The following is a 17,977-nucleotide window of genomic DNA, read 5'->3' on the forward strand; positions in this document are numbered from 1 at the left end:
GGGAGTCACATTTCACTGAGCTTCACCCTCGGGTCGAACAGTCCGTAGAGGAGGTCGGCGAACAGGTTGCCGACGAGGACGGCGGCGGCAGCCAGCGTCGTGAGGGCCGCGAGCAGGGGGAAGTCGACGGCGGTGGCCGCCTCGACGGTGGCCGCGGCGATGCCCGGCCAACTGAAGACGGTCTCCACGAGCAGGGCGCCCGTGATCAGCTCGGGGACGCGGGAGCCGATCAGCGTGAGGACCGGCAGGAGTCCGGAGCGCAGCGCGTGGCCGAGCAGGACGGTGGTCTCGCTCAGGCCCCTGGCCCGGGCGCCGCGTACGGGGTCCTCCGCAAGGGCATCGCCGACTCCCTGCCGGACGTACAGGGTGAACCAGGGGAGTTGGGAGACGGCGAGCACCCCGGCGGGCAGGATCAGATGGCTCGCCACCTGCCCAGGGGTGACCTGTTCGCTGGCCGTGTCCGTGAGGCCGCCGGCCGGGAGGACGTCCAGTTGGAGGGCGAACAGCCAGACGGCGAGCAGCGCGATCCAGAAGACCGGCGCCGCTTCCAGCGTGTACGCGAGCGAGCTGACGGCCCGGTCCAGCATCGAGCCCGGGCTTCGGGCGGCCAGCACTCCGAGCAGGGTGCCGATCAGCACGGCGGTGACGAACGCGACCGTGCACAACAGCGTCGACCACACCAGGCGCTCACCGATCACCTGCGCCACGGGCTGCCGCAGCACGCTGGAGTGGCCCAGGTCGCCGCCGAGGGCGGAGGTCAGCCAGTGCCACCAGCGTGCGGTGAAGGGCTGGTCCACGCCGAGGTTGTCCCGCAGCCGGTCCAGGGTCTCCTGGTCGGCACCGAGGGCCGCCGTGCCGGCGTACGCCTTGACGGGGTCGAAGGGGGAGGCGGCGGCGATGGCGAACACGCCGAACGTGACGACCATCAGGACGGGGACGGCGAACAGGGTCCGCCGTCCCGCCAGGCGTGCCATCGCTCCCCAGGGCAGGGACCTCACGCTCACTTCTTCGGCTGCCAGTCCTCGATGTTCCACCAGGGGCCGCTGGCGAAGCCGTGCTCGTGCGGTTCGAGCTGCGTGGTCAGCCCGTCCCAGCGGTCGGCGAGCACATAGAGGTGGTCGATGTGGGTGAGGAACGTGTAGCCCGGGTCCTTCACGAGCTCGCGCTGGAGCGCCTCGTACGCGGCCTCGCGCTCGGCCGGGGCCTGGGTGCGGCGGCCGGTGTCGAGGGCCTTGTCCACGTCCGGACTGTCGTAGCGGGCCATGTTGTTGAAGCCGTCACCGGCGAGGGAGGAGTGCAGCAGGGTGTAGAGGCCGAAGTCGGGGTCGCCGGTGCTGCCGAAGCCCGCGAGGACCGCGGTGTCCTTCATCCGCGGTTCGATGACCTCCCAGGTGGCGCTCTCCACCGTCACCTTGATGCCGGCCTTCTTGACGTCGGAGGCGTAGGCGAGGGCATGGTCCTGGCGGACCTTGTCACCGGACGGGTAGAGCAGCGTGAACGCGGCCTGCTGCCCGTCCTTGGCGCGGGTCCCGTCCTTGGCTGCCTTCCAGCCCGCCGCGTCCAGAATCCGCTTGGCCTTGTCCAGGTCCTGCTGACGCTCGATGCCCTCGGCGAAGGCGGGATCGTCGACGGGCAGCGGCCCGTACGCCGGTGTGCCCGCACCGTCGAGGATCTTGTCGACCATGGCCTTGCGGTCCACGGCGGCATCCAGCGCCTGCCGGATCGCGCGATCGCCGGTGACCTTGCCGGCGGTCGGGAGGGTCACGGCGCGGAAGTCGTAGGACCTCGCCTCGTACGACTTCGTGCCGTCGTCGTTCTTGAAGGTGGCGGCGAGGTTGGGCGGCAGGACCGCGCCGTCCAGGTCGCCGGAGCGCAGTCGGGTGGCGCGCACGTTGTCGTCGGCGATGACCGCCATGGTGAACGTCTTCACCTTCGGCGCGCCGCCCCAGTAGTCCGGATTGGCCTTGAAGGTGAGCTTCTCGCCCTTGCTCCATGCCGCCAGGACGTACGGGCCGGTGCCGACGGGCTTGGTGTTGAAGGAGCCGGTGTTGGGGTCCTGCTCGCCCGCGACATGCTCGGGGACGATGGGCAGGACCGTGCGCCCGGCGAAGGGCGCGTACGGGTACTTCAGGGTGAAGACGACCTTGTCGTCACCGTCCGCCCGCACTTCCTTGACGGCGTCCAGTTCGCTGCGGGCCGTGTTGTTGGTCTTCTCGTCCAGGATCGTCCGGTACGTGAAGACCACGTCGTCGGCCGTCAGTGCCTCGCCGTCGCTGAACTTCACGCCGTCGCGGAGGGTGTACGTGTAGGTGAGGCCGCCGGCCCCGATCTCGGGCAGTGCCTTCGCGAGGGCGGGTCTGAGCTTCAGGTCGGCATCGCGGGCGAGCAGACCGTCGAAGAGCTTGGAGTTGCCGTCCTTGCCGTAGCCGAGCAGGGGGCTGAGGGTGTCCGGCTCGGATGCCACCCCGATCACGACGGAGTCGGCGGCCTTGCTGCCGCTGCCGCCGCTGCCGGGTGCGGAGCAGGCGGCGACCCCGGCCACCATTGCCGCCGCCGTCACGGCAGCACTACGTATTCGACGGGTCGTCATGAGCGTCACACCCTTGTTGCTTGTGAATCGTTGTTGCGTATCAAGTGCGATAGGAGGGCTTACCCAGGGGCGCCCCGCATCAGTCCACTGCGGATCGGGGGGCCTGACCGGCGAGGAATCCCGGGCGCGGGAGCATCTCGCCTGTGTGCGGGCGGAGTTGCGGGGTGGTCATAAGGGCAGGGCGGCAGCCTGGGTGCGGCTGTGGTCCGGAGTCCCCATGCGACCCTGCCCCCCTCTGCATCCATCTCGTTATTGCGAAGAGTATGCAATAAGGGAGGGGGTGCCGGGTACCCGGGGTCTGTCTGTACGGCGGACGGCACGACGGAGGGCTCCCGCAAGCACGTGGCTTGCGGGAGCCCTCAGGTTGTTGAGTGTCAGCTGCCGGTTGTCAGGGGATGGCGGGTGCCGCAGGCAGTACGTGGTCGCCGACCTTGTCGGTGCTGAGGCACAGGGAGCAGACGACGGCGTCATGTGTCCGGCAGGCGGCCACGTCCGGGCGCTCGAACTGCTGTCGGCACACATGGCACTCGTACGTCACGTCGCTGGGGTTGCCGTCCGTGTCCAGGATCGGTTCGTCGATGCCGTCGTCGGCGCGGCGCAGGTAGTACTTGCCCTTGGTCGCCACGGCCATCAGCGGGGTGAGGGCGAAGGCGATGACGGCGGCGGCGACCGGGGAGTACGGCTGGAGGGTGTCGCCCAGCGCGTGGAAGTACATGGCGATGGAGAGCCCGGAGGCGGCGACGAAGGCGACGACGCCGACCGGGTTGACGGCGTAGAGCATGCCGCGGCGGAACTCGGGGGCGTGCGGGGAGAGCTTGAGGAGGTACTTGTTGACGCCGATGTCGGTGGCGACGGTGACCACCCAGGCGATCGCGCAGTTCGAGTAGAAGCCCAGAATGCTGTTGAGGAAGCTGAACATGTCCGCCTCCATCAGCGCGAGCGCGAAGGCGAGGTTGACCAGGACGAAGATCATTCGGCCCGGGTAGCGCTTCGTGACGCGGGTGAAGGAGTTGGTCCAGGCGAGGGAGCCGGAGTAGGCGTTCGTCACGTTGATCTTGATCTGGCTGATCACCACGAGGACCACGGCCAGCGGGACCACGAGCCAGGACGGCATCATCGCGTCGAAGGCGCCCTTGAACTGCTGGATCGGCTCGGGCGCGGCGGTGGGGCCGACCTCGGCGAGGATGTAGACGGCGAGGAAGACGCCGATGGCCTGCTTCAGCGCGCCCAGCACGACCCAGCCGGGACCGGCCATCACCACGGCCGTCCACCAGGCGCGCTTGTTGGCCTCGGTCTTGGGCGGCATGAAGCGCAGATAGTCGATCTGCTCGCCGATCTGCGCGATCAGCGACAGACACACGCCCGCGCCCAGCAGTACGGCGGCGGTGTTGACGCCACCTTCGCCGTCGGTGCCGGCGTAGGCGAGGAATCGGTCGACGGTCGCCGGGTCGGTGGCGACCAGGTAGACCAGCGGGGCGACCATCAGCAGCAGCCAGATCGGCGTGGTCCACACCTGGAGCTTGCTCAGCGCCGTCATCCCGTAGATCACCAGCGGGATCACCATCAGCGTGGACACCAAGTAGCCCAGCCACAGCGGCAGTCCGAGGCCGAGCTTGAGGCCCTGGGCCATGATCGAACCCTCGAGGGCGAAGAAGATGAAGGTGAAGCTGGCGAAGATGACGCTGGTGAGGACCGAACCGAAGTACCCGAAGCCGGACCCCCGGGTGATGAGGTCCAGGTCGATGTTGTAGCGGGCGCCGTAGTAGGCCAGCGGGAAGCCGGTCACGAAGATGACGACGGCCGCGACGAGGATCGCGAGCAGCGCGTTTCCGGTGCCGTGGGCCAGGCCGATGCCGGCGCCGATGGAGAAGTCGGCCATGTAGGCGATGCCGCCGAGTGCCGTGGTCGCCACGACCATCGGGGTCCAGCGGCGGTAACTGCGGGGTGCGAAGCGGAGGGTGTAGTCCTCGAGGGTCTCCTTGACGGCCTGGTCGGTGCCCGGCGACGCCTGCTGCTCGGGTCCGGGCTCGGTGACTTCTGCCAGTCGTGGCTCCGTGCTCACGCCACGCCTCCTTGCTGCGGGTTGGGGACTGCCGTGGGGGGCGCCTCGGTTCGGCAGCGGTGCGGAGGGGGTGTCCCGCGTGACGAACGTCGGCGAGGCAGGAACGTTAGGCAGGAGTCGTTTCCCCCGAGGACTCCTTGGATGAAGGGCGTGTTTCCCGCAGGGCGAGGCCCTGACCGGCCCATGTCCCCAAGGCGCGCCGGTTCCTGTCAACCCGCCTTGGCCACCGCGGCGTCCAGGAGGGGGCCGAGTTCCCGCGCCACGGTCGTCAGCGCCCGGACGTCCCGCTCCGCCCGCGCCATGAGGATCGCCCCCTCCAACGCGCTGATCATGAGCGTGGCGAGCGCACCGGCCCGCTCCCGAGGCACACCCATGTCGGACAGAGCCCCGGCCACCGGCCCGGTCCAAGTGCCGAACGCGGCGGCCACCGCCTCCCGCGTCGACTCGGTGGACTCGGCCCAGTCCACCGTGGCGGCCGCGACAGGGCAGCCGCCCGCGAACCCGGCGGCCTCGTACTCGTCGGTCCACTGGCGGACCATCTCCGCGAACAGCCCGCTGGGCGTCGGCTCGTCCAGCGCGGCAAGGAACCGGGCGACACGGTTGCCCGCGTACCGGCCCGCCCAGCCGACCGCCTCGTTGACCAACTGCTCCTTGCCGCCGGGGAAGTAGTGCTGCAGCGAGCCGCGCGGCGCCCCGGCGTGTGCGGCCACCTCACGCATCCCCGTGGCGGCGACCCCGTCACGGCGGATGAGCTGGGCAGCGCTGAAGACCATCCGCTCGCGCGGGCCTCGTTCGGACACCGCCATGCCGACCTCCAGCGACCGTTCCCCGATGATCCTGAACCCATTCTATGACCGTCGTCATAGTGCGGGGTTACTATGACGACGGTCATAGTGGACTGGGGTGGGCGACGGCTCGGCCCCGGCGCGGAGACAGCAGCGGCGTGCCGTGCGACGAGCGGGGTGCGGTGAGAGAAGCGGCGGTGCATCGTGTACGTGGGATTCATCGGTCTCGGGGTCATGGGACAGCCCATGGCGCTCAACCTGGCTCGCGCCGGAACGCCCCTCGTCGTGTGGAACCGCAGTCGCGACCGCAGCGAGCCCCTGCGCGCCGCCGGCGCCCACATCGCGGACACCCCCGCCGAGGTGTTCGCACGGGCGGAGACGGTCATCCTCATGCTGGCCGACGAAGCCGCCGTGGACACGGTCCTCGGGCGTGGCACCCCGGACTTCGCCGCGCAGATCGGCGGACGTACCGTCGTCCACATGGGCACGACCGCGCCGGAGTACTCGGCCGCCCTCCAGGACGCCGTCCGTGCCGTGGGCGGACGCTACGTCGAGGCGCCGGTCTCCGGCTCCCGCGTCCCCGCCGAACAGGGCGACCTGGTGGCGATGCTGGCGGGCGACGACGACGCCGTCGCGGCCGTATGCCCCATCCTCGCCCCCATCTGCCGCGAGACGTTCGACTGCGGCGGCGTACCGGGCGCCCTGCTGATGAAGTTCTCGGTCAACCTGTTCCTGATCACCCTCGTCACCGGCCTGACCGAGGCGTTCCACTTCGCCGACCGGCACGGACTCGACCAACGCCTGCTCCGCGATGTCCTCGACGCGGGACCGATGGCCAGCGCCGTCTCCCGGGTGAAGGGGCCCAAGCTGCTGGCCCGGGACTTCGCGGTCCAGGCCGGGGCCGCGGACGTCCTCAAGAACAACCGGCTGATCGCCGAGGCCGCCCGCAAGGCCGGAGTGGCGTCGCCCCTCCTCGACGTCTGCCACGCCCTGTACGGCGAGACCGTCGCCCAGGGCCACGGCGGCGAGGACATGGTGGCCGTACTGCGTGCGCTGGAGGCCCGCACGGACGGCTCCGCTCTTCCCGGCTCCCCGGACGACAGAGCTGATCAACGCCCCAGTGTGGACAACACCACGTCATGAAAGGCGACTTGGTAACGACCCCGCCCACCGACCAGCCGATTGCACACGGAGGTATCGCTATGAGCTGGACGATCGAGCGACGGGGCCGGGTGGCCGTGGTGACGATGACGACCAATCCGGTGAACGCGCAGAACCGTGCCTTCTTCGCCGATCTGCATGAGGCGTTCGACCGCCTCGAGCGTGATCATGCGCACTGCCCTGTCGTTCTGACGGGCACGGGCGGCCGGTTCTCCGCCGGCTTGGACCTGGGCGAGCACTTCCCGTTGTTTGCGGGGGACCGGGCGGCGGTGGCGTCGTGGTTCGAGGACTACCGGGCGACGAACATGCGGCTGTTCACGTATCCGCGTCCGACGGTGGCGGCGGTGAACGGGCATGCGTTCGCAGGGGGGTTGATCACTGCGGCGGTGTGCGACTACCGGGTATCGGTGGCGGAGGGAGCCAGATTCGGGCTGAACGAAGTGCCCATCGGGATCCCGATGCCATCGGTGTACGTGCGGATGCTCGCGTACGCGTGGGGTGAACCGGTGGCGGCCCGCACCTGTCTGCTCGGCGAGATCTTCGGCCCGGCGCAGGCACATGCGCTGGGGATGGTGCACGAACTGACCGAGGCCGACGAGCTGCTGGAGCGGGCGGTCGAGGTCGCCGGGACGACGCCGGAGGACTGCATCGAGCAGTACGCGTTCACCAAGCGGGCCTGCCAGGCCGCCGCGCTGCGGGACATCGCGGAGCTGGCCGATCCGCTCGACAAGGAGTTGCCTGCCGGGATGACGAGCGACGGGGCGCGGCATGCGCATCGGCGGTACTGGCAGCAGCTCAAGGGCAGCCCGGCGCCGTGGTGACGGGCGGCAGGCAGGACTCGACGGACCGCGGTACCGAGCGACTCCCGGCCTGGGTGACATGGCAGCGCAGGCCGTTCCCCGACGCCAACCTGCTCCTGCTGCACGGCCGTCGACCGGCCCTCGTCGACAGCGGTTTCGTCGGCCACGCGGAGGAGACGGCCGCATGGGCGCACGCCCGGGAGAGCGGCCTCGCCATGGTCGTGAACACCCACTGGCACTCCGACCACGTCGGCGCGAACTCCCTGCTCCAGTCGAGCGGCGCGGCCATCGCGGCCGGTGCCCCGGACGCCGGTGCCCTCGCCCGCCGCGACCCCGGGTGCTGTCTGGCGGAATACCTGGACCAGCCGGTCGCCCCCTACACCGTGGACATGCCGCTCCAGGACGGTCAGGTGCTCCGCCTGGGCGATGCCGACTGGCAGGTCGTGTCCACGCCGGGGCACACGCCGGGTCACCTGGCCCTGTGGCAGCCGGAGGAACGGCTGCTGGCCGTCGGCGACGCGCTGTCCGACTACGACGTCGGCTGGGTCAACCTCGCCCTCGACGGACCCGACGCCGCTGCCCTCGCGCTCAACTCCCTACGCCGGCTCGCGGACCTGAACCCGAAGGTGCTGCTGCCCGCACACGGACCGATCCCGACCGACCCCGGCGCCGCCTTCGCCACCGCGCTGCGTCGCGCACAGCGCCTCGTCGACGATCCGGCGGGAGCGGTCTGGTACGGCGCCCGGAGAATCTTCGCCTTCGCCCTGATGATCCGAGACGGATTGCCCTCCGCCGAGGTCGAGCCCTACCTGCTCGCACGGGCATGGCTGACCGACGCGGCACGGCAACTGGACCGGAAGCCGGAGGACTTCGCCACCGAACTGGTCGACGCGATGCTCCGCAGCGGTGCCGTCGTCCTGCGCGCCGGGAGGCTCCACGCGGCGGCCGAGCACGCCCCTGTCACCGCTCGGTCCTTGTGGGCGGTGCCGTTCCCGCGGGCATGGCCGGCTCAGGGCACCGTCAACGACCGCTGACCGTTTAAGGTCATCCGATGACGAGTAGCAGCGTGTCGCGGGCCAAGGTCCTCGACGGCACCCCGCCGACGACAACTCCCCACGACTGGCAGGCCCGTCTGCGTCGGTTCGGATACGTCGGACGCCCTCGGACCGACACCCGCGAACGTCTCGTGCCGCCCTTCCCCAAGCCCTCAACCCGTTTCCCGTACCTCACGCGCCTCAGCCCGGCACGCGCGCACGCCCTCGCGAAGGTGATCGAATGGATGGGGCCGGTACTCGTCGCCGCCCTGGCCGCAGCGATCCGCCTCTGGCACCTCGGCCGCCCGCGGGACGTCGTCTTCGACGAGACCTACTACGCCAAGGACGCCTGGTCCCTGCTGCAGTTCGGCTACGAGGGCACCTGGCCGGACCGAAAGATCGCCGACCCGCAGATACTCGCGGACCCCCAGGTGATCCCGCTCTCCGACACCGGCGCCTTCGTCGCCCACCCGCCGATGGGGAAGTGGGTGATAGCCGTCGGTGAGTGGATGTTCGGTCTGAACCCGTTCGGCTGGCGCTTCATGACGGCGGTCCTGGGCGCGCTGTCGGTGCTGATGCTGTGCCGAATAGGCCGCCGCCTGTTCCGTTCGACGGCGCTGGGCTGCCTGGCCGGAGCGCTGCTGGCCGTGGACGGTCTGCACTACGTGATGAGCCGCACGGCGCTGCTGGACCTGGTCGTCATGTTCTTCGTACTGGCGGCGTTCGGAAGCCTGCTGATCGACCGGGACCACGCCCGGGCCCGACTCGCGGCCGCCCTGCCGGTCGGCGAGGACGGCCGTGCTCGCCCGGACCGGCACGCCGGCGACCACGCCGGGACGGGAGTACGTCCATGGCGGCTCGCGGCCGGCGTCTTCCTGGGACTCGCGGCCGCGTCCAAATGGAACGGTCTGTACTTCCTCGCCTTCTTCATGGTCCTGACCCTGCTGTGGGACGTCGGCTCGCGCCGCGTGGCAGGGGCGCGGCACCCCTACCGGGCGGTCCTGCGCAAGGACCTCGGATGGTCGGTGCTGTCCGTCGTCCCCGTCGCCGTGGTGACGTACGTGGCCACATGGACCGGCTGGTTCCGCTCCGACAACGGCTACGCGCGCCACTGGGCCGACGGCCGTGGCGGCCCCTGGTCGTGGATCCCGGCTCCGCTGCGCAGCATGTGGCACTACGAGTACGGGGTGTACCAGTTCAACGTGGGGCTGCACAGCTTCCACAAGTACGAGTCCAACCCCTGGAGTTGGCTGGTCCTCGGCCGCCCGGTGCTCTTCGACTACGAGTCCCCGAAACCCGGTACGGACGGCTGCCGCACGACGGTCGACTGCTCGCAGACGATCCTCGCCCTGGGCACGCCACTGCTGTGGTGGACGGCGTGCTTCGCCCTCGCATACCTGCTCTACCGATGGGCCCTGCGCCGCGACTGGCGTGCCGGCGCTGTCCTGTGTGCGGTGGGCGCCGGTTACCTGCCCTGGTTCCTGTACCAGGACCGCACGATCTTCTCCTTCTACGCGGTCGTGTTCGTGCCGTACCTGTGTCTGGCCGTGGCGATGCTGATCGGTGCGCTGCTGGGGCCCCCGGGGGCCGGCGAGGTGCGCCGTACGGGCGGTGCGGTCGCGGCGGGTGCGCTGGTCCTGCTCATCGCCTGGAACTTCATCTACTTCTTCCCGATCTACAGCGGGCAGACGATCCCCTACGCCGACTGGCACGCCAGGATGTGGCTCGACACCTGGATATGAGTCCGACGGGGGCTCGGCTACCGGGTACCCGCGGGGCGTCCCTCGCGTCCCTCCCAGAGCGCCGTCCGGACGGCCGCCCTGATGTCGTCGCTCTGTGCGTCCGGACCACCCGGGCCGAGGTTCACCATGACCGTCGCCTGCCTGCCGTCGACCGTGGCACCGGCCGCCGTCTGGCTTGGCGAGCAGCAGGTAGGTGACCGGGCCGACCAGGACGGGGCGGTCAGGCCCAGCGCCAGGGCCTCCTTCAGCTCGGCGACCTGCTTGGCCGAGTCGGCCGTGAAGACCGTGTCCGGGCCCAACTCCGGCACCAGGTAGTGGTAGTTCGTGTCGAACCACTTCGTCATCTCCAGCGGTCCCACGTCCTGCGTGCCGCGCGCCACGGCGAAGTAACCGTCGAGGCTGTCGGCCGTGACGGCGTCCCGGTGCCGCTCGGGGATCGCGCCGACCATGACGGTGGCGTCCAGGACGTGGTCGTAGTACGAGAAGTCGCCCGTCGGGACCTCGTGGATGCCTGCGTCGGCCAGCCGGCGCCAGTTGGCGGCGCGCGGCTCAGCGGCCGTGATGCGCAGCGCGTCGGCGGTGACGCGGCCCTTCCAGTAGCCCCCCGGACCTTGCTGTTCAGCCGGCAGAGGGAGCCGTGCCGGGCGGTGCGGCAGACCTCCTGGATGCCGCGGACGACGCCCACGTGAGGGGTGGGGCGGCCAGGGGGCGGGCGGGGTGACGAGGGCTCAGAAAGACGACGGTGCCCTTGCCTTCGGGGGAGGGGTGGGTGGCCTGCGTCCACCCCTGGCGGCGGTAGAAGGCCATGGCCCGCCCCGACCGGACGGAGGTGAGCAGCCAGGAGCGTCCTTCGGGAGCGTCCGCGGTGACCGCTTCCAGCAGATCGGCGGCGAGGCCGGTGCCCTTGGCGTCGGTGCGTACGGCGAGTTCGTCTATCTCACGCGCGCCGCAGAGCCAGTCGACGGTGCGGTCGTGACCGAGCCCGGCGGCGGCCTGGGGGTAGCAGCGGTCGGTGGGGAAGGGGGCGAGGGTGGTCCAGGCGGTGGCGAAACCGATGACCTCCTCACCGCCGAAGGCGAGCGCGGCCGTGAAACCCGGACGCCGTACGTTCACCGGGAGCCGCGCCGCGAACTCGACGTCCTTCTCCTCGTCCTCGTCCCAGGGCGGGGCGCAGAAGGCGTCGGTGTACACGGACCGCAGGGCGGTGGTGTGGGGGAGCAGCGCGGCGTCCTTGAAGACGCGGATGTCCATCAGGCCGCCACCGCCCCGGCCGCCACAGGGTGCAGCGCCGCGTGCGCCAGCGGCGCCGACGGATCGATCGACACATCCAGCGGCGCCGGTTCGGCACCGGCACCCGCGCCCGACAGGCCCGGTCCGGTGGTGACGGCGACCGCGCCGATATCGGAGAGCCGCAACCCGGCTCCGTCCAGGGCCTGTTGGATCACCGGTCGTACCGAATGCACGTGGGCGCGAGCGGCGATCTCGGGTACGACACCGCCGTACCGGGCGTGTTCGTCCATGCTCGACGCGATGGCGTTGCCGAGCAGCCGGCCGTCCTGGACGAGCCCCGCGCCGGTCTCGTCGCAGGACGACTCGATGCCCAGCACGATCGGAGATGCCTTGCGTCCCATGCCGGCCCACCTCTTTCTGCACTTCCTATGCTGTTGCAAGTATTGTGCAATAAGGCCTGACTGAATCCTGACATGGGCTTTGCCGCCCCTGCGTTGTTCTTGCGAGTTGCCGGCAGAAGCCTGGGCTGCGCGGCTGAGAACAGCCATCGGACCAGCAGTGAGGCCCCCGCTCCATGACTTCCTCGTGGCACCGCATCCGTACGTCCATGACCCGCAAGGAGTGGGCGAGCCTCGGCGGAATGGCCGCGTTCATCCTGGCGCTGCACGTCATCGGCTGGTTCACCCTCGTGGTGATCGTCGCCCCCGAGCACTACAGCCTGGGCAGCAGGACCTTCGGCATCGGCATCGGCGTCACTGCCTACAGCCTCGGCATGCGGCACGCCTTCGACGCCGACCACATCGCCGCCATCGACAACACCACCCGCAAGCTGATGAGCGAGGGCCAGCGCCCGCTGTCGGTCGGCTTCTGGTTCTCCCTCGGCCATGCCTCGATCGTCTTCGCCCTCGCCTTCCTGCTCTCCCTGGGCGTCAAGGCGTTGGCCGACCCGGTGCAGAACGACGACTCCGCACTGCACAGCGTGACGGGCTGGATCGGTGCGACGGTCCCGGGGGCGTTCCTCTACCTCATCGCGATCATCAACATCGTGATCATGGCCGGCATCTGGCAGGTCTTCCGGCAGATGCGCACCGGCCACTTCGACGAGGCCGCCCTCGAAGAGCAGCTCAACAACCGGGGTTTCATGAACCGCCTCCTCGGCCGTCTGATGAAGTCGATCACCAAGGCCTGGCAGATGTACCCCCTGGGCATGCTCTTCGGTCTCGGCTTCGACACCGCGACCGAGATCGCGCTCCTCGTCCTCGCCGGCTCGGGCGCGGCATCGGGGCTGCCCTGGTACGCGATCCTGTGCCTGCCGCTCCTGTTCGCGGCCGGCATGTCGCTGCTCGACACCATCGACGGCTCGTTCATGAACTTCGCCTACGGCTGGGCGTTCTCCAAGCCGGTCCGCAAGGTCTTCTACAACCTCACCGTCACGGGCCTGTCGGTCGCCGTCGCCCTCATCATCGGCACCGTCGAACTGCTGGGCCTGATCGCCGAGAAGGCGGACCTGCACGGCCCGTTCTGGGAGTGGGTCTCCGGCCTCGACCTGGACATCATCGGCTACGTCGTCGTCGGCCTGTTCGTCGCCACCTGGGCGTTGGCCCTGCTGGTCTGGAAGGTCGGCCGCATCGAGGAGAAGTGGACGGCGGGTCTGGCCCGGCCTGCCGGACAGGGCTCGGCGAGCAGTGGTGCCGCGCTGCGACACGGCGCAGGTCCTAGGTCCAATGCCTGATCGAAAAGCTGTCGCTCTTACTGTTAACGTGCAGCTGCATATCATTCGCAATAATGTCGGAGGACGTTGGACATGGCGGTTTACACGCTCCCGGAGCTTCCGTACGACTACGCGTCGCTCGCCCCGGTCATCAGCCCCGAGATCATCGAGCTGCACCACGACAAGCACCACGCGGCGTACGTGAAGGGCGCGAACGACACGCTGGAGCAGCTTGCCGAAGCGCGGGACAAGGAGTCGTGGGGTTCCATCAACGGCCTGGAGAAGAATCTGGCCTTCCACCTCTCCGGCCACATCCTGCACTCGATCTACTGGCACAACATGACGGGCGAGGGCGGCGGCGAGCCGCTGGAGAAGGACGGCGTGGGCGAACTCGCCGACGCCATCGCCGAGTCCTTCGGCTCCTTCGCGAACTTCAAGGCCCAGCTGTCCAAGGCATCGGCCACGACCCAGGGTTCCGGCTGGGGCGTACTCGCCTACGAGCCGCTCAGTGGCCGCCTCATCGTCGAGCAGGTCTACGACCACCAGGGCAACGTCGGCCAGGGCTCGACGCCGATCCTGGTGTTCGACGCCTGGGAGCACGCCTTCTACCTGCAGTACCGGAACCAGAAGGTGGACTTCATCGAGGCCATGTGGCAGGTCGTCAACTGGCAGGACGTTGCCAAGCGTTACGCCGCCGCCAAGGAGCGTGGCAACAGCCTGCTTCTGGCGCCGTGACGCCGTAGCGCGCCACGGATGTACTGCTCGTGATCGTCTTCTCAACCTTCACCGGCAGGCAGCACGACGAAGGGCTCCCACAAGGACGTGACTTGTGGGAGCCCTTTCGCGACGTTGCGCCGCTGCGCCCTACTGCGCACCCGAACTCTGGGGCCTCGGTCCCTCCGGCGCGACCGTCTCCCCCCGAATCACCCGGGGCTCCCCGGGAGCGTCCTCGTCCTTCATCGCCCTGGCCTCGGACTTCAGGATGCGCGCCGACTTGCCCGCCGAACGGGCGAGTTCGGGAAGCTTCTTCGCGCACAGGACGGCGATGACGACGAGGAGGATGATCGCGAGTTCGCTCAGTCCGAACATGTGGGTCCCGTCCTTCTGGTGAGCTGGGAGAGGTGTTGCCGCAGGCGGAGCCGGGGGGACCAGCGTCCCACGGCCGAGTGGGGCCTGCTGTCAGACGTCGACACCGAAGTCGGCGGCGATCCCGGCGAGCCCGGAGGCGTAACCCTGTCCGACGGCTCGGAACTTCCAGTCGGCGCCGTGGCGGTACAACTCGCCGAAGACCATGGCCGTCTCGGTCGAGGCGTCCTCGGACAGGTCGTAGCGGGCGATCTCGGCGCCGCCGGCCTGGTTGACGATGCGGATGAAGGCGTTGCGGACCTGGCCGAAGCTCTGGCCGCGGTTCTCGGCGTCGTGGATGGAGACCGGGAACACGATCCGGTCGACGTCGGTGGGCACGGCCGCCAGATCTACCTTGACGGACTCGTCGTCGCCCTCGCCCTCGCCGGTGAGGTTGTCACCGGTGTGCTCCACGGAACCGTCCGGGCTGGTGAGGTTGTTGTAGAAGACGAAGTGCCGGTCGGACAGGACCTTGCCGGAGGCGTTGAGCAGCAGCGCGGAGGCGTCGAGGTCGTAGTCGGTGCCGGTGGTCGTGCGCACGTCCCAGCCCAGTCCGACCAGGACGGCGGTCAGGCCCGGTGCCTCCTTGCTGAGCGAGACGTTGCCGCCCTTGGACAGGGAAACTCCCACTGATCCTCTCCCCTTCGCGTGAGGTGGCTGCGCTGATTGCGGTCCTCTGAAATCTACATCACTGTAGAAGGAATGGAAGGCCGCCTCTGCCTTCCTTACGATGTACCGCTCGATGTATCGCACATGACGTGCAGGTCAGCGGAAGGGAGACAGGGCATGGCGGATGACCGGCAGCGTTCCCGGCGCCGGGGACAGGGCGAGCTGGAGGCGCTGGTCCTGTCGGCGCTGCGGGAGGCGGACGGTCCGGCGACGGCCGGCTGGGTCCAGGAACGGCTCGGCGGGGACCTCGCCTACACGACGGTGATCACGATCCTGACCCGTCTGCTGGCCAAGGGCGCGGTGACCCGGGAGCGTGCGGGCCGCTCCTTCGCGTGGACGTCGGCCTCGGACGAGGCGGGCCTCGCGGCGCACAGGATGCGCAGGGTGCTGGACGCCGAGAGCGACCGCGGGGCCGTGCTCGCCAGCTTCGTCACGGGCCTGGGGCCGGACGACGAGCGGCTGCTGCGTGAACTGCTGGGGCAGCCGGGGAGCGAACCGGGCGGGTCCCGGAGCGAAGGGGGCAACTGACACCTCATGGGGGTCTTCGTCTTTCTGCCGCTCGTCCTGCCGCTCACCGCATGGCCGATCGCACGCCTCGCCGAGCAGCATCTGCATCCCCGCACCGCGACAAGGCTGCTCACCGCTGTCGCCGCCGTGATGGCGGTGTGCAGCACGGTGTGCCTGGGCCTGGCGATGGTGGTCGGCACCGCCCAACTGCCCGGCAACCCGCTGCCCGACGGCTGGTCGGACCCCGAGGTGCGGGCGGCGGTGCCGTACGACGAGATCGTCGGCAAGGCAGCCATTCCGGCGCTGTGCGCGGTGGTCGTGGCCTGCGGGCGGACACTGTGGCGGCACGGCCGGGTGCGCCGCCACGCCCACCGGGCGCTCGCCGGCCTGCCGGGCACGGGTGTGGTCGTACTTCCCGACGGGGTGCCGTATGCGTACGCCCTGCCGGGTGGCCGGCGGGACCGGGTGGTGGTGACCACGGGGCTGCTGGACTGCCTCGAACCCGCCGAACGCCGGGCGCTCTTCGCTCACGAACGGGCCCATCTGACCGCGCGGCACCACCGTCTCCTGCTAGCCGTCCAACTGGCCGCGCGGGCCAACCCGTTCCTGCGCCCGCTGCGCACAGCGGTGTCGTACACCGCGGAACGCTGGGCGGACGAGGAGGCCGCCCGGGCGGTCGGCAGCCGCCGGGCGGTGGCGAGCGCGATCGGCAAGGCGGCGCTGGTGTCCCGGGGCGCTCCGGTCGTGACGCTGGCAGGCTTCGCGGCCGCGGGGCCGGTGCCGCGCCGGGTGGCCGCGCTGCTCGGGCCCGCTCCGCAGGGCCGTCGTTGGCCGTCGCTGTTCACCTCGGTGGGCCTGGCGGCCTGGTGCGCGGCCGCGGGGACGGCCGTCTCGGCGATGTCGTCCGCGAACTCGGCGGTGACGATGGTCCTCATCCTGCGCGCGGCGACGCCTCTCTGAACGGAGGCTTCCCGAGCGGGCGTTGGGTTTCCCGGTCGGCCGAGAGTCGAGGGCGCCGGCACGGGAATTTTGCCGGTTCGCGCGATCCAGGCAACGGAAGTTGCGAAGATCGTCGTCTGTTGGGGGTGAGGGGTTCGGGCTTCGGCCATTCATCTATTGAGGGGGCGCAGTGACGGGGACGGGGAAACGCCGACGCATGCCGGGCGGCGAGGGGAAGACCCGGTTGACGCGGCGGGGGAGGATCCTGGCGTGGGGGGTGGGGGCGGCGTCGGCCGTCGTCCTCGGAGTCGCCGGGGTGGGTGCCTGGGTCTACCAGGACCTCAACGACAACATCAAGTCCGCCGACGTCGACGACAAGATCGGCGGCGACCGGCCCGAGAACCTCAGCCCGGGGTCGAAGAACATCCTGGTCGTCGGCTCCGACAGCCGCGACGGCGCCAACGCCGAGTACGGCAAGGACCTGACCACCATGCAGTCGGACACGCTGATGGTGCTGCACGTCCCCGCGAACCGGAAATGGGCCACGGTGGTGTCGTTCCCCCGTGACTCCTGGGTGGAGGTACCGGCCTGCGACAAGGGCGACGGCAGCACTTCCGCGCCGCACCACTACAAGATCAACGAGGCGTTCGCGCTCGGTGGCACCAGCGGCGAGGTCGCCGGGGCGGCCGCCTGCTCCATCAAGACGGTCGAGGCCAACACGGGCCTGCGCATAGACCACTTCATGTCCGTCGACTTCCAGGGCTTCAAGGGCATGGTCGACGCCCTGGACGGCATCGAGGTCTGCCCCGAGCAGGCCATCCACTCCAAGAAGGCCCGACTGGACATGGAGCCCGGCTGCCAGACGGTCGGGGGCGAGAAGGCGCTCGGCTATGTGCGCGTCCGCTACGGAGTCGGCGACGGCTCCGACATCGGGCGCATCGGGCGCCAGCAGGAGTTCATGGATGCCCTCGCCGAGAAGGCGCAGGCCAAACTGACCAGCCCGAAGGCGCTCTACGGCTTCCTGCAGTCGGCCACCAAGTCCCTGACCACGGACCCCGATCTCGCCGGCATCAAGCCGCTGTACGGCCTCGCGTCGGAACTCAAGGGAATCCCGAGCGACCGGCTGACCTTCCTCACGGTCCCCAACTACCCGCGCGAGGCGGATGTGGCCTCCGACAAGGCCAACGTCGTCTGGCAGTACCCGCAGGCCACCGAGCTGTTCACCTCCCTCGCCAGGGACAGGGAGGTCGACAAGAAGCGCCTGGAGGCGGACACGAAGAACCCCGTCTACGCCTCTTCCGTGCGCGTCCAGGTTCTCAACGGCACGGGCGTCTCGGGGCTGGCCGGCACCGTCGCGGAGAAGCTGCGCGCTGCCGGCCTCACGGTCGCGGGCACGGGCAACGCCCCTCAGAACAGCGGCACCACGAAGGTCACCTACCCGGCGGGCCTGGAGAAGCAGGCCAAGGCGCTCGCCGCCCGGCTGCCAGGGGTGCGGGCCACGCCGGACTCGGCCGCGGGGGCAGGGGCGGTCACCCTGGTCGTCGGCAAGGACCTCGACGTCGACGACATCCGCTGACCCGCAGCGCCGGGGCGGACGGAGCCGATTGGGCGGACGCCGCCCG

Annotated in this window: 16 protein-coding genes and 2 pseudogenes; 9 read left to right on the forward strand and 9 right to left on the reverse strand. The window is 69.9% G+C overall.

What is annotated here, in order from left to right:
* Positions 1-5: 5 nt before the first annotated feature.
* The 4 genes from AB5J55_RS40195 to AB5J55_RS40210 form a co-directional block, all read right to left on the reverse strand.
* The gene (locus tag AB5J55_RS40195) at positions 6-974 is read right to left on the reverse strand and encodes an ABC transporter permease (RefSeq protein WP_369276431.1); all 969 of its coding nucleotides are present in this window, start codon (positions 972-974) and stop codon (positions 6-8) included.
* A 26-nt stretch (positions 975-1,000) separates the two neighbouring features.
* On the reverse strand, positions 1,001-2,590 hold the full coding sequence (locus AB5J55_RS40200) for an ABC transporter substrate-binding protein (protein ID WP_369275366.1): 1,590 nt from the start codon (positions 2,588-2,590) through the stop codon (positions 1,001-1,003).
* A gap of 388 nt (positions 2,591-2,978) precedes the next feature.
* Positions 2,979-4,634 (reverse strand): cytosine permease, encoded by a 1,656-nt coding sequence (locus AB5J55_RS40205; RefSeq protein WP_369276432.1) that lies wholly within the window; start codon positions 4,632-4,634, stop codon positions 2,979-2,981.
* Positions 4,635-4,861: 227 nt separating this feature from the next.
* Positions 4,862-5,458: a TetR/AcrR family transcriptional regulator gene (locus AB5J55_RS40210; protein ID WP_369275367.1), complete on the reverse strand. Its 597-nt coding sequence runs from the start codon at positions 5,456-5,458 to the stop codon at positions 4,862-4,864.
* A 183-nt stretch (positions 5,459-5,641) separates the two neighbouring features.
* Here AB5J55_RS40210 and AB5J55_RS40215 point away from each other — a divergent pair, with 183 nt between their 5' ends.
* From AB5J55_RS40215 to AB5J55_RS40230, 4 genes are read left to right on the forward strand one after another with little or no spacing between them, the layout of a single operon-like run.
* Positions 5,642-6,580, forward strand: a complete 939-nt coding sequence (locus AB5J55_RS40215; protein ID WP_369275368.1) for an NAD(P)-dependent oxidoreductase — start codon at positions 5,642-5,644, stop codon at positions 6,578-6,580.
* 59 nt (positions 6,581-6,639) lie between these two features.
* On the forward strand, positions 6,640-7,419 hold the full coding sequence (locus AB5J55_RS40220; RefSeq protein WP_369275369.1) for an enoyl-CoA hydratase/isomerase family protein: 780 nt from the start codon (positions 6,640-6,642) through the stop codon (positions 7,417-7,419).
* On the forward strand, positions 7,416-8,432 hold the full coding sequence (locus AB5J55_RS40225) for an MBL fold metallo-hydrolase (RefSeq protein ID WP_369275370.1): 1,017 nt from the start codon (positions 7,416-7,418) through the stop codon (positions 8,430-8,432). The genes AB5J55_RS40220 and AB5J55_RS40225 overlap by 4 nt, the downstream gene beginning before the upstream one ends.
* A 17-nt stretch (positions 8,433-8,449) precedes the next feature.
* Positions 8,450-10,174 (forward strand): dolichyl-phosphate-mannose--protein mannosyltransferase, encoded by a 1,725-nt coding sequence (locus tag AB5J55_RS40230; protein ID WP_369275371.1) that lies wholly within the window; start codon positions 8,450-8,452, stop codon positions 10,172-10,174.
* Between the two features lie 174 nt (positions 10,175-10,348).
* Here AB5J55_RS40230 and AB5J55_RS40235 read toward each other — a convergent pair.
* The 3 genes and pseudogenes from AB5J55_RS40235 to AB5J55_RS40245 form a co-directional block, all read right to left on the reverse strand.
* Positions 10,349-10,776 (reverse strand): annotated as a pseudogene (locus AB5J55_RS40235) (5-methyltetrahydropteroyltriglutamate--homocysteine S-methyltransferase); the annotation flags it as partial.
* A gap of 16 nt (positions 10,777-10,792) precedes the next feature.
* Positions 10,793-11,425, reverse strand: coding sequence for a GNAT family N-acetyltransferase (locus tag AB5J55_RS40240; RefSeq protein ID WP_369275372.1), 633 nt, complete (start codon positions 11,423-11,425; stop codon positions 10,793-10,795).
* A gap of 104 nt (positions 11,426-11,529) precedes the next feature.
* Positions 11,530-11,805: pseudogene (locus tag AB5J55_RS40245) on the reverse strand (tRNA (adenosine(37)-N6)-threonylcarbamoyltransferase complex transferase subunit TsaD); the annotation flags it as partial.
* Between the two features lie 206 nt (positions 11,806-12,011).
* Here AB5J55_RS40245 and AB5J55_RS40250 point away from each other — a divergent pair.
* Together AB5J55_RS40250 and AB5J55_RS40255 are read left to right on the forward strand one after the other, a co-directional pair.
* Positions 12,012-13,136, forward strand: a complete 1,125-nt coding sequence (locus tag AB5J55_RS40250; RefSeq protein ID WP_369276433.1) for a HoxN/HupN/NixA family nickel/cobalt transporter — start codon at positions 12,012-12,014, stop codon at positions 13,134-13,136.
* 72 nt (positions 13,137-13,208) lie between these two features.
* Positions 13,209-13,850, forward strand: a complete 642-nt coding sequence (locus tag AB5J55_RS40255; protein WP_369275373.1) for a superoxide dismutase — start codon at positions 13,209-13,211, stop codon at positions 13,848-13,850.
* A gap of 129 nt (positions 13,851-13,979) precedes the next feature.
* Here the strand turns inward: AB5J55_RS40255 and AB5J55_RS40260 are convergent, their stop codons facing one another.
* Both AB5J55_RS40260 and AB5J55_RS40265 read right to left on the reverse strand, forming a co-directional pair.
* Positions 13,980-14,204: a twin-arginine translocase TatA/TatE family subunit gene (locus tag AB5J55_RS40260; RefSeq protein WP_369275374.1), complete on the reverse strand. Its 225-nt coding sequence runs from the start codon at positions 14,202-14,204 to the stop codon at positions 13,980-13,982.
* A 90-nt stretch (positions 14,205-14,294) separates the two neighbouring features.
* Complete coding sequence (locus AB5J55_RS40265) at positions 14,295-14,870, reverse strand: TerD family protein (RefSeq protein WP_369275375.1); 576 nt, start codon at positions 14,868-14,870, stop codon at positions 14,295-14,297.
* Between the two features lie 156 nt (positions 14,871-15,026).
* Here AB5J55_RS40265 and AB5J55_RS40270 point away from each other — a divergent pair, with 156 nt between their 5' ends.
* The 3 genes from AB5J55_RS40270 to AB5J55_RS40280 all read left to right on the forward strand — a co-directional run bounded on the left by AB5J55_RS40270 (position 15,027) and on the right by AB5J55_RS40280 (position 17,931).
* The gene (locus AB5J55_RS40270; protein ID WP_369275376.1) at positions 15,027-15,437 is read left to right on the forward strand and encodes a BlaI/MecI/CopY family transcriptional regulator; all 411 of its coding nucleotides are present in this window, start codon (positions 15,027-15,029) and stop codon (positions 15,435-15,437) included.
* A gap of 6 nt (positions 15,438-15,443) precedes the next feature.
* A complete protein-coding gene (locus AB5J55_RS40275) occupies positions 15,444-16,376 on the forward strand; it encodes a M56 family metallopeptidase (RefSeq protein WP_369275377.1) in 933 nt (310 codons plus the stop codon).
* Positions 16,377-16,572: 196 nt separating this feature from the next.
* Positions 16,573-17,931 (forward strand): LCP family protein, encoded by a 1,359-nt coding sequence (locus AB5J55_RS40280; protein ID WP_369275378.1) that lies wholly within the window; start codon positions 16,573-16,575, stop codon positions 17,929-17,931.
* The last annotated feature ends 46 nt before the right edge of the window (positions 17,932-17,977 follow it).

The organism is Streptomyces sp. R11 (genome assembly GCF_041051905.1).
GTDB lineage: Bacteria > Actinomycetota > Actinomycetes > Streptomycetales > Streptomycetaceae > Streptomyces.

Excerpts from the sequence above, each read along its gene's own strand:
- AB5J55_RS40220 (WP_369275369.1), top strand. The coding sequence starts at position 6,640 with ATGAGCTGGACGATCGAGCGACGGGGCCGGGTGGCCGTGGTGACGATG.
- AB5J55_RS40270 (WP_369275376.1), top strand. The coding sequence starts at position 15,027 with ATGGCGGATGACCGGCAGCGTTCCCGGCGCCGGGGACAGGGCGAGCTG.
- AB5J55_RS40260 (WP_369275374.1), bottom strand. The coding sequence starts at position 14,204 with ATGTTCGGACTGAGCGAACTCGCGATCATCCTCCTCGTCGTCATCGCC.
- AB5J55_RS40195 (WP_369276431.1), bottom strand. The coding sequence starts at position 974 with ATGGCACGCCTGGCGGGACGGCGGACCCTGTTCGCCGTCCCCGTCCTG.
- AB5J55_RS40240 (WP_369275372.1), bottom strand. The coding sequence starts at position 11,425 with ATGGACATCCGCGTCTTCAAGGACGCCGCGCTGCTCCCCCACACCACC.
- AB5J55_RS40200 (WP_369275366.1), bottom strand. The coding sequence starts at position 2,590 with ATGACGACCCGTCGAATACGTAGTGCTGCCGTGACGGCGGCGGCAATG.
- AB5J55_RS40280 (WP_369275378.1), top strand. The coding sequence starts at position 16,573 with ATGCCGGGCGGCGAGGGGAAGACCCGGTTGACGCGGCGGGGGAGGATC.
- AB5J55_RS40210 (WP_369275367.1), bottom strand. The coding sequence starts at position 5,458 with ATGGCGGTGTCCGAACGAGGCCCGCGCGAGCGGATGGTCTTCAGCGCT.
- AB5J55_RS40250 (WP_369276433.1), top strand. The coding sequence starts at position 12,012 with ATGACCCGCAAGGAGTGGGCGAGCCTCGGCGGAATGGCCGCGTTCATC.
- AB5J55_RS40255 (WP_369275373.1), top strand. The coding sequence starts at position 13,209 with ATGGCGGTTTACACGCTCCCGGAGCTTCCGTACGACTACGCGTCGCTC.
- AB5J55_RS40230 (WP_369275371.1), top strand. The coding sequence starts at position 8,450 with ATGACGAGTAGCAGCGTGTCGCGGGCCAAGGTCCTCGACGGCACCCCG.
- AB5J55_RS40275 (WP_369275377.1), top strand. The coding sequence starts at position 15,444 with ATGGGGGTCTTCGTCTTTCTGCCGCTCGTCCTGCCGCTCACCGCATGG.